We start from the raw sequence: 9,502 nt of genomic DNA on the forward strand, positions 1-9,502 counted from the left end.
GGCCTCGGCCGTGCCTGGCGCGGGCGTCAGGCGTCAGGCGTCAGGCGTCGAGCTTCTCGTGCTCGGCGGACTCGGCCTTCTTCGCGGCCCGCAGGCTGGTGAAGGTGGTGACCGCCAGGACGACCACGATGAAGCCCAGCGAGAACGGGATGCCGATCTCCGGGGCCCAGGTCGCGCCCGCCTCGTGCGCGGCGTGCAGCACCAGCTTCACGCCGATGAAGCCGAGGATCACCGACAGGCCGTACGACAGGTGGACCAGCTTCTTCAGCAGGCCGCCGATCAGGAAGTACAGCTGGCGCAGCCCCATCAGGGCGAAGGCGTTGGCGGTGAAGACGATGTACGGGTCCTGGGTCAGGCCGAAGATCGCCGGGATCGAGTCCAGCGCGAACAGCACGTCGGTGGTGCCGATCGCCAGCATGACGACCAGCATCGGGGTGATCAGCCGGCGACCGTTCTCCCGGACGAACAGCTTGGTGCCGCGGTAGTCCTCGGTGGCCGGGAAGCGGCGGGTGATCGACTTGAGGACGCGGTTCTCCTCGAACTCCTCGTCGCCCTCGTCCTCGGCGCGGGCCTCCTTGATCAGCTTCCAGGCCGTCCAGATCAGGAAGGCGCCGAAGATGAAGAACACCCAGGAGAACTCGGCGACCAGCGCGGCACCGCCGGCGATGAACACCGCCCGGAGCACCAGCGCGATGATCACACCGAACATCAGCACGCGCTGCTGGTAGATCCTGGGCACCGCGAACTTGCCCATGATCAGGATGAACACGAAGAGGTTGTCGACACTGAGCGACTTCTCGGTGATGTAGCCGGCGAAGAACTCGCCCGCCGGCTCCCCACCGGAGTGCCACCAGAGGAAGCCGCCGAAGAGCACCGCCAGGGCGACCCAGACGGCCGTCCAGATCCCGGCCTCCTTGATCGAGACCTCGTGCGGCTTGCGCCCTCCGATGAAGAAGTCCGCCACGACCAGTGCGATCAGCACCAGGATCGTGGAAACCCACATGGTTACGGAAACGTCCACTACTGCTCCTCCGGCAGGTAGGCGAGACAGTCATCGTCACTGCCGGAGGTCTCTTCCGCCCGTCGGGCCAGCGCCCCGGGGTGCCACGACGGGCACCCGTGATGACGGGGTCGGCTGTCGAGGAATACTCCCCTCCGCTGCCAACGAGAGTAACAGCAATCCCAAGGGAAGGTAAAGAAGGTAAAGAACCGCGCGGAGCGGGCTGCTGGACCGGCTACGCGGTCGGCTACAGGAACGGCTCGATCGCCGGCAGCAGGTCCTGGAAGGTCCGCCCCTTGGCCGGCGCGCCGATCGCCTGCATCTCCCAGCCGCCGTCGCCGTCCCGGACCACCTTGGCCATGATCTGCCCGGTGTGCGGCCCGCCGCCCGCCAGCTCGTAGCGGGCCAGCTCCAGCCCGGTGGCCTCGTCCACCAGCCGGCAGTGCGCCCGCTGCACCTCGGCGAAGGTCTGCCCGGTGTACGAGCTCACCGTGAACACCACCTGGGTGATGTTCACGGGCACGTGCACCAGGTCGACCAGGATCGCCTCGTCGTCCTCGGTCCCGGAGCCGCCCTCCAGGTTGTCGCCGGTGTGCCGCACGGAGCCGTCGTTGCTCTCCAGGTGCGAGAAGAACACCACGTCGGACGGGGTCCGCTCGGCGTACAGCAGCGCCGAGGCGTCCAGGTCGATCTTCCGGGTGCGGCTGCCGAACAGCCCGCGCTTGGGGGCGGCCTGCCAGCCGAGGCCCATCCGGACCACGGTCAGGGCGCCGCCCTGCCCCTTCTGGAGGCTGACCCGCTGCCCCTTGGCCAGGTTCACCGACACGACGTTGTCCTCTCTGCCGGCCGCGCGGTCACAGCCGAGCGGCTCCACGGTGGAACACCCCGTCGCCGTCCCCCGGCTGAGGCCCCCTCTGCGTACGGCCCGCAAACCCCGTCCCGAGGGCACGATGCCGCAGGCCAGCCTAGGGCCTGCGGCACCCCGGGCTCCCCCGGGTCTGCCCGTTTGTGGCAAGGCTGAGACACCCGCGGACTTGACCGGTGTCATTCCGGCCAGGCCCGGCGCCGTACGGGTGCGCCCCGCGGGTGCGCCCCGCGGGTGCGGCTACGCCACTCCGGCCTCACGCATCTGCCGCAGTTCCCGCTTCAGCTCCTTGACCTCGTCGCGCAGCCGGGCCGCGACCTCGAACTGGAGGTCGGCGGCGGCCGTGTGCATCCGGTCGGTCATCTCCTGGATCAGGTCCGCCAGTTCGGCGGCCGGCAGGGACTTGGCCGGCTTGCGCTCCGCCCCCAGCGCCGGGACCGGGGCCTTGCCCTTGCCCTGGTTCCGGTAGCCGGTGGAGAGCAGCTCGTCGGTGTCCATGTCCTCGCGGGCAAGGGTGTCCAGGATGTCGCCGATCTTCTTGCGCAGCGGCTGCGGGTCGATCCCGTGCTCCTTGTTGTAGGCCTGCTGCACGGCCCGGCGGCGGTTGGTCTCGTCGATGGCCTTCTCCATCGCGGGGGTGATCTTGTCCGCGTACATGTGGACCTGGCCGGAGACGTTGCGGGCCGCGCGGCCGATCGTCTGGATCAGCGAGGTGCCGGAGCGCAGGAAGCCCTCCTTGTCGGCGTCCAGGATCGCCACCAGCGACACCTCGGGCAGGTCCAGGCCCTCGCGCAGCAGGTTGATGCCGACCAGCACGTCGTACCGGCCCGCCCGCAGCTCGCGCAGCAGCTCCACCCGGCGCAGGGTGTCCACGTCGCTGTGCAGGTACCGGACCCGGATGTCCAGGCCGAGCATGTAGTCGGTGAGGTCCTCGGCCATCTTCTTGGTCAGCGTGGTGACCAGGACGCGCTCGTCCCGCTCGACCCGCTTGCGGACCTCGTGCACCAGGTCGTCGATCTGGCCCTCGGTCGGCTTGACGATCACCTCGGGGTCGATCAGGCCGGTCGGGCGGATGATCTGCTCGACCTGGCCGTCGCCGCGCGACAGCTCGTACGGGCCGGGCGTCGCCGACAGGTAGACCGTCTGGTCCGTCCGCTCCAGGAACTCCTCCCACTTCAGCGGGCGGTTGTCCATCGCGGACGGCAGCCGGAAGCCGTGCTCGACCAGGGTGCGCTTGCGCGAGGCGTCGCCCTCGTACATCGCGCCGATCTGCGGGACGGTGACGTGCGACTCGTCGATGACCAGGAGGAAGTCCTCCGGGAAGTAGTCGAGCAGGGTGTTCGGCGGGGAGCCGGGCTCGCGGCCGTCGAAGTGCATCGAGTAGTTCTCGACGCCCGAGCAGGTGCCGATCTGGCGCAGCATCTCGATGTCGTAGGTGGTGCGCATCCGCAGCCGCTGGGCCTCCAGCAGCTTGCCCTGCTTCTCCAGCTTCGCGAGCGTCAGCGCCAGCTCCGCCTCGATGCCGTTGACCGCGCGCTCCATCCGCTCGGGGCCGGCCACGTAGTGCGAGGCGGGGAAGACGTGGACCGAGTCGTCCTGGCTGATGATCTCGCCGGTGAGCGGGTGCAGGGTGTACAGCGCCTCGATCTCGTCGCCGAACATCTCGATCCGGACGGCGAGCTCCTCGTAGACCGGGAAGATCTCGATGGTGTCGCCGCGGACCCGGAAGGTGCCGCGGGTGAAGGCCACGTCGTTTCGGGCGTACTGGATGTCGACGAAGCGGCGCAGCAGCTCGTCCCGGTCGATCTCCTCGCCGACCTTGAGCCGCACCATCCGGTCCACGTACTCCTGCGGGGTGCCGAGGCCGTAGATGCAGGAGACCGAGGCCACCACCACCACGTCCCGGCGGGTGAGCAGCGAGTTCGTCGCCGAGTGGCGCAGCCGCTCGACCTCCTCGTTGATCGAGGAGTCCTTCTCGATGTAGGTGTCCGTCTGCGGGACGTACGCCTCGGGCTGGTAGTAGTCGTAGTACGAGACGAAGTACTCGACCGCGTTGTTCGGCAGCAGCTCGCGGAACTCGTTCGCCAGCTGCGCGGCCAGCGTCTTGTTCGGCGCCATCACCAGGGTGGGCCGCTGCAGCTTCTCGATCATCCAGGCCGTGGTGGCCGACTTGCCGGTGCCGGTGGCACCGAGCAGCACGACGTCCTTCTCCCCTCCCCTGATCCGCCGTTCCAGCTCGGCGATCGCCGCCGGCTGGTCGCCGTTCGGCTGGAAGGGGCTGACGACCTCGAAAGGCGCCACGGACCGCTCAATACTCGTGATGGGACGCACCACTCAACGGTACGACCCACCACCGACAAGCGAGGCCGGTTCGATCAGGCCGCGTGGGCCTCGAAGCTCATGGCCGGCTCCCGGGCGGGGTCGATCCGCACGACGGAGTCGAAGGCGGCGGCGAGTCGCTCGATCAGCGGAAGGGTCGGATCGACCCCGCTCTCCTCGATGCCCTCGACGGTCTCCTCGTCCAGCCCGGCCCGCTCGGCGAGCTCGGCGGGTGTCCACCCGAGCGCGGATCGTCGGGCGTACACAGCCTCGGCCAGCGCCATCCGCCGCCCGGCCGCGCGGTACTCCTCGCTCTCCCGGTGCTCCGCCGGCACGGTCCAACGGGTGTGGTAGCCGCTGCTCATCGCTGCTCCTCCCGGTCGTAGATCTCGTGATCGGCGGCGGGCCCGTGCTCCGCCTCGCAGACCTTCTGCGCGCGGCGCGCCCGTTCGACCTGATCGGTCTCGCGGTTCCTAGTCTTGCGGAAGACCGTCAGCAGCACAGCCCTCCGCCCCGGCGCGAGCCAGTACGTGATGCGCATGGACCCGATCCGCAACTCGCGCAGCGGGCCGCCCAGGTGGCTCGTCAACGGGAACGACAGCGCCTCGCCGTCCTCGGCGAGGCGGTCGGCGGCGCGTTCGGCCGCCCGGTACTCGACGGTCGGGCAGTTCTGGAGCCACACCCGCACCTCGGGCTCGATCTCGATCCCGTAGCCCGCCCTGGACTCGTCACCGGTCATGCCTCTCCCCCTCGCTCGGCAGTGGGAACAACTGCCGGGCGAGGGGGAGGGTCACGGGTCAGGCCTTGGCGCTGTCCCGGGCGAGGGCGACCAGGCGGGAGATGGCGCGCAGGTACTTCTTGCGGTAGCCGCCGCGCAGCATCTCCTCCGGGAAGACCTGGTCGAAGGGGAGGCCGGAGGCGGTGATCGGCAGCTCGCGGTCGTACATCCGGTCGGCCAGCACGACCAGGCGCAGCGCGGTGGACTGGTCGTCGATCTGGCGGACGCCGCGCAGGCAGACCGCGGCGACGTCGTCCAGCAGCGCGCCGTAGCGGCTGGGGTGGACGGCGGAGAGGTGGGCGAGCAGGGCGTCGAAGTCGTCCAGCGAGGCGCCGGGGGTGCGGGCCGCGGCGGCCGTGACGGCCTCGTCGGTGTACGGCGGCGGGGCGTCCGGCAGGCCGCGGTGGCGGTAGTCCTGGCCGTCGATCCGCATCGGGCGGAAGTGCGCGGACAGGCCCTGGATCTCGCGCAGGAAGTCGGCGGCGGCGAAGCGGCCCTCGCCGAGCTTCTCCGGCAGGGTGTTCGAGGTGGCGCACAGCTTCACGCCGTTGTCGACCAGCCGGCCGAGCAGGGTGGAGACCAGCACGGTGTCGCCCGGGTCGTCGAGCTCGAACTCGTCGATGCAGAGCAGCGTGTGCCCGGAGAGGGTCCGCACGGCCTGCTGGAAGCCGAGCGCGCCGACCAGGTTGGTCAGCTCGACGAAGGTGCCGAAGGCCTTGGGGCCGGGGGCGGCGTGCCAGAGCGAGGCGAGCAGGTGGGTCTTGCCGACGCCGTAGCCGCCGTCGAGGTAGACCCCGGCCGGGCCGGCGGGTGCGGGGGCGGAGCGGCGGAACCAGCTGCGCTTGGGCGCGGAACCGTTTCCTCCGCCGAGGGTCGCGGCGAACTGCTCCAGGACCTGGACGGCCTCGTACTGGCTCGGCTGGGTCGGGTCCGGAATGTACGTCCCGAAGCTCACGTCGGCGAACCGGGGCGGCGGGACCATCTCGGCGACCAGCCGCTCGGCGGGCACGACGGGTCGGCGGTCGGTGAGCGCGATCGGGGAGCCGGAGGCGTGTGCGGCTGCTATCGGCTCGGTCGCGGTTGCGGAGTGGGAGGCTGCGGGCACATCAGTAGAGGGTACGCCTGCCCCGTACGCCGTCCGAACGACCCGCGGCCCCGAGCCGGTCGACCCGCGGCCCCGAACGGCCCACGGCCCGCGGTGGAAGACTGGGGACATGCAACAGTTGATCAGCCCGCTGGGCGGGCGGCTCGCCGATCCGGCCGCACTGGAATCGCTCGCCGCCGTCTACGCGTACCCCGAACAGGTGAATCAGGGGCGCCCCTGGCTGCGCGCCAACATGGTGTCCGGCCTGGACGGCGGGGCCAAGCTGGACGGGCTGTCCGAGGGCCTCTCCGGCGATGCCGACAAGCGGATCTTCGGGGTGCTGCGGGCACTGTCGGACGTGGTAGTGGTGGGCGCGGAGACGGTCCGCGCCGAGGGCTACCGGCCGGCCCGGGCCCGCAAGGAGTTCGCGGCGGCCCGGGCGGCGGCGGGGCAGGCGCCCGCCCCGGCGATCGCCGTGGTGAGCCGCTCGCTGGAGCTGGACCTGACCGCGCCGCTGTTCACCGAGCCGCTGGTCAGGACGGTGGTCGTCACTACCGAGGACGCCCCCGCGGAGCGCCGCCGGGCGGTCGCCGGGGTGGCCGACCTGGTGCTCGCCGGCACCGGTTCGGTGGACCTGCGGGCGGGCGTGGCGGCCCTGGCCGAACGGGGCTGGACCAGGCTGCTGACCGAGGGCGGCCCGCGCCTGCTGGGGCAGCTGGCGGCGGCCGGCCTGCTGGACGAGCTGTGCCTGTCGCTGGCTCCGCTGCTCACCGGCGGCGACGCGCCGCGCATCCTGCACGATGCCCGAATGCCGGACGTGCAGCGGATGCGGCTGGTCTCATTGATCGAGCAGAAAGGATTCCTCTTCACCCGCTACCTGCGTCACCCCGGTTCGGACAACCCCGTGACCCCCTGATCGTGATCCCGTTATGGGATGCCGGGGCCCGGGGGCCGGCCACTGGAAGGGACTCACGTGTTCAAGACGGTACTGATGATCGAAAAGGCTCTCTCCGACGCGGACGTGGAGCTCGTCACCACGCTCCACGGCGAGGAGAAGGTGTCCTTCGTCGTCCTGATGCAGCCGCGCGGCCGGCAGGACGAACTGCTGCGGGCGCTCGACGACGTCGCCCTCGGCCACCTCGACAAGGTGGTGCACGAGCACGACGAGTCCGAGAGCGGTCCGACCGTGGCCGGCGAGTCGCTGGAGCACAGCCTGCGCCACCTGCGCTCGGCCGGGGCCGAGGCGGTCGGCGAGCTGGTCGGGGAGAAGCCGCTGGAGCGGCTGCGCGCGGTCGTCGGGGAGCAGCGGGCGGACGAGGTCGTGGTGCTCACCTCACCGCACTTCGTGGAGGAGTTCTTCCACCGCGACTGGGCCTCCCAGGCCCGGCACAAGGTGGGCGTCCCCGTGCTCAGGCTCTTCGCCAGCGACTCCTGACCCGACCGGCCCGGCACGCCGGTGGTGCAGAATCGTCCTTGCGGTCCGCCCGCGAGGACGATTCCGTCTTCCCGACCCGTCCGCCCGCCCTGTCTGCCCCCGCCCCTACGGAGCCACGCCTTGAACGACGCCGCGCACGACCTGCACGCCCCGCACTTCATCGGCATCGGCGGCGCCGGGATGTCCGGCCTGGCGAAGATCCTCGCCGTGCGCGGGGCCAGCGTCTCGGGCAGCGACTCCAAGGAGTCCGAGACCGTCCTCGCGCTGCGCGCCCTCGGCGCCACCGTGCACGTCGGCCACGCCGCCGAGCACGTGCCGGACGGCACCAGCAGCGTGGTCGTCTCCAGCGCGATCCGGGCCGACAACCCGGAGCTGGTGGCCGCCCACGAGCGCGGCATCCCGGTGGTGCACCGCTCCGACGCGCTGGCGGCGCTGATGGGCGGGCGCCGGGCGCTGGCGGTGGCCGGCACCCACGGCAAGACCACCACCACCAGCATGCTCGCCGTCGCCCTCGGCGAGCTGGGTCTGGACCCGTCCTACGCGATCGGCGGCGACCTCGACGCGCCCGGCTCCAACGCCCACCACGGCACCGGCGAGATCTTCGTCGCCGAGGCGGACGAGAGCGACCGCAGCTTCCACAAGTACGCGCCCGAGGTGGCGATCGTGCTCAACGTGGAGCTGGACCACCACGCCAACTACGCCTCGATCGAGGAGATCTACGAGTCCTTCGAGACCTTCGTCGGCCGGATCGTCCCGGGCGGCACCCTGGTGGTCTCGGCCGACCACGACGGCGCCCGCGAGCTCACCTCCCGGGTGGCCGGCCGCGAGGGCCTGAACGTGGTGACGGTCGGCTCCGCCGAGGACGCCGACCTGCGGGTGCTCTCGGTGGTCGCCCACGGCATGACCAGCGAGGTCACCGTCCTGCTGGACGGCACCGAGCTGAGCTTCACCGTCTCGGTGCCCGGCCGCCACTACGCCCACAACGCGGTGTCCGCGCTGGCCGCCGGCGTCGCGCTGGGCGTCCCGGCCGCCGATCTGGCCAAGGCGCTCGGCGCCTACACCGGCGTGCGCCGCCGGCTCCAGCTCAAGGGCGAGGCCGGCGGGGTCCAGGTGATCGACTCCTACGCCCACCACCCCACCGAGATGACCGCCGACCTGGAGGCCATCCGCGAGGGCCTGACCGGCGGGGGCCGGGTGCTGGTGGTCTTCCAGCCGCACCTGTTCAGCCGCACCCAGCAGCTCTCCGAGGAGATGGGCCAGGCGCTGGCGCTGGCCGACGCCTCGGTGGTGCTGGACATCTACCCGGCCCGCGAGGACCCGATCCCCGGCGTGACCAGCGAGCTGATCATCGACGCGGCCCGCCGGGCCGGCGCCGAGGTCACCGCGGAGCACTCCTTCGCCGCCGCCCCCGCCCTGCTGGCCGGCCTCGCCCGCCCGGGCGACCTGCTGCTCACCATGGGCGCCGGTGACGTCACCAACCTCGGCCCGGAAATCCTGCGGCACCTCGCGAACGTTGCTTCCAACGTCTGACGTACGTCCGTCCGACGTCCACCGCGACCGGGAGCCCGTGATGAGCTACGAGATCGAGAAGACCGAGGCCGAGTGGCGCGCCCAGCTCAGCCCCGAGGAGTACCACGTGCTCCGCGAGGCGGGCACCGAGCGGCCGTTCACCGGTGAGTACACCGACTCCAAGACCGTCGGCGTCTACGGCTGCCGGGCCTGCGGGGCCGAACTGTTCAGCTCCGAGACCAAGTTCGACAGCCACTGCGGCTGGCCGTCCTACTACGCGCCGCTGGCCGGGGACCGGGTCCAGTACATCGAGGACACCTCGCTCGGTATGCGCCGGGTCGAGGTGCGCTGCGCCCGCTGCGGCGGGCACCTCGGGCACGTCTTCGAGGGCGAGGGCTACGGCACGCCGACGGACCAGCGGTACTGCATCAACAGCGTCTCGCTGACGCTGAAGCCGGCCGAGTAGGGCCGGACCCGCGCGCGGAGGCCCGGACACGTACAGTGTCCGGGCC

Annotated in this window: 10 protein-coding genes; 4 read left to right on the forward strand and 6 right to left on the reverse strand. The window is 71.2% G+C overall.

The genetic code is table 11. From position 1 onward, the window contains the following. Positions 1–40: 40 nt before the first annotated feature. The 6 genes from ACFRQN_RS38035 to zapE form a co-directional block, all read right to left on the reverse strand. Positions 41–1,021 carry a TerC family protein gene (locus ACFRQN_RS38035; protein ID WP_049649604.1) on the reverse strand — a complete coding sequence of 327 codons (981 nt, stop codon included), beginning with the start codon at positions 1,019–1,021 and terminating at the stop codon, positions 41–43. Between the two features lie 226 nt (positions 1,022–1,247). Further along, positions 1,248–1,826, reverse strand: coding sequence for a TerD family protein (locus tag ACFRQN_RS38040; RefSeq protein ID WP_375873239.1), 579 nt, complete (start codon positions 1,824–1,826; stop codon positions 1,248–1,250). 279 nt (positions 1,827–2,105) lie between these two features. Continuing rightward, a complete protein-coding gene (gene uvrB, locus ACFRQN_RS38045; RefSeq protein WP_380745168.1) occupies positions 2,106–4,196 on the reverse strand; it encodes an excinuclease ABC subunit UvrB in 2,091 nt (696 codons plus the stop codon). Positions 4,197–4,240: 44 nt separating this feature from the next. Then, positions 4,241–4,549 (reverse strand): helix-turn-helix domain-containing protein, encoded by a 309-nt coding sequence (locus tag ACFRQN_RS38050; protein WP_049649601.1) that lies wholly within the window; start codon positions 4,547–4,549, stop codon positions 4,241–4,243. Further along, positions 4,546–4,923: a type II toxin-antitoxin system RelE/ParE family toxin gene (locus ACFRQN_RS38055; protein ID WP_380745170.1), complete on the reverse strand. Its 378-nt coding sequence runs from the start codon at positions 4,921–4,923 to the stop codon at positions 4,546–4,548. Before ACFRQN_RS38055 ends, ACFRQN_RS38050 begins: the two co-directional genes overlap by 4 nt. A 58-nt stretch (positions 4,924–4,981) precedes the next feature. Next, entirely contained in the window at positions 4,982–6,028 is a 1,047-nt protein-coding gene (zapE, locus tag ACFRQN_RS38060; RefSeq protein WP_234348208.1) for a cell division protein ZapE, read from the reverse strand. A 148-nt stretch (positions 6,029–6,176) separates the two neighbouring features. On the opposite strand from zapE, the gene ACFRQN_RS38065 reads away from it, so the two are divergent. The 4 genes from ACFRQN_RS38065 to msrB all read left to right on the forward strand — a co-directional run bounded on the left by ACFRQN_RS38065 (position 6,177) and on the right by msrB (position 9,456). After that, positions 6,177–6,962 carry a pyrimidine reductase family protein gene (locus tag ACFRQN_RS38065; protein ID WP_074001682.1) on the forward strand — a complete coding sequence of 262 codons (786 nt, stop codon included), beginning with the start codon at positions 6,177–6,179 and terminating at the stop codon, positions 6,960–6,962. Positions 6,963–7,019: 57 nt separating this feature from the next. Then, positions 7,020–7,481, forward strand: a complete 462-nt coding sequence (locus tag ACFRQN_RS38070; protein ID WP_107086353.1) for an indole-3-glycerol phosphate synthase — start codon at positions 7,020–7,022, stop codon at positions 7,479–7,481. Between the two features lie 120 nt (positions 7,482–7,601). Further along, positions 7,602–9,011 carry a UDP-N-acetylmuramate--L-alanine ligase gene (gene murC, locus ACFRQN_RS38075; protein ID WP_375873238.1) on the forward strand — a complete coding sequence of 470 codons (1,410 nt, stop codon included), beginning with the start codon at positions 7,602–7,604 and terminating at the stop codon, positions 9,009–9,011. 40 nt (positions 9,012–9,051) lie between these two features. Beyond that, positions 9,052–9,456 (forward strand): peptide-methionine (R)-S-oxide reductase MsrB, encoded by a 405-nt coding sequence (gene msrB / locus ACFRQN_RS38080; protein WP_049649595.1) that lies wholly within the window; start codon positions 9,052–9,054, stop codon positions 9,454–9,456. The last annotated feature ends 46 nt before the right edge of the window (positions 9,457–9,502 follow it).

Source organism: Kitasatospora sp. NPDC056800 (assembly GCF_042789775.1).
Taxonomy (GTDB): Bacteria; Actinomycetota; Actinomycetes; order Streptomycetales; family Streptomycetaceae; genus Kitasatospora.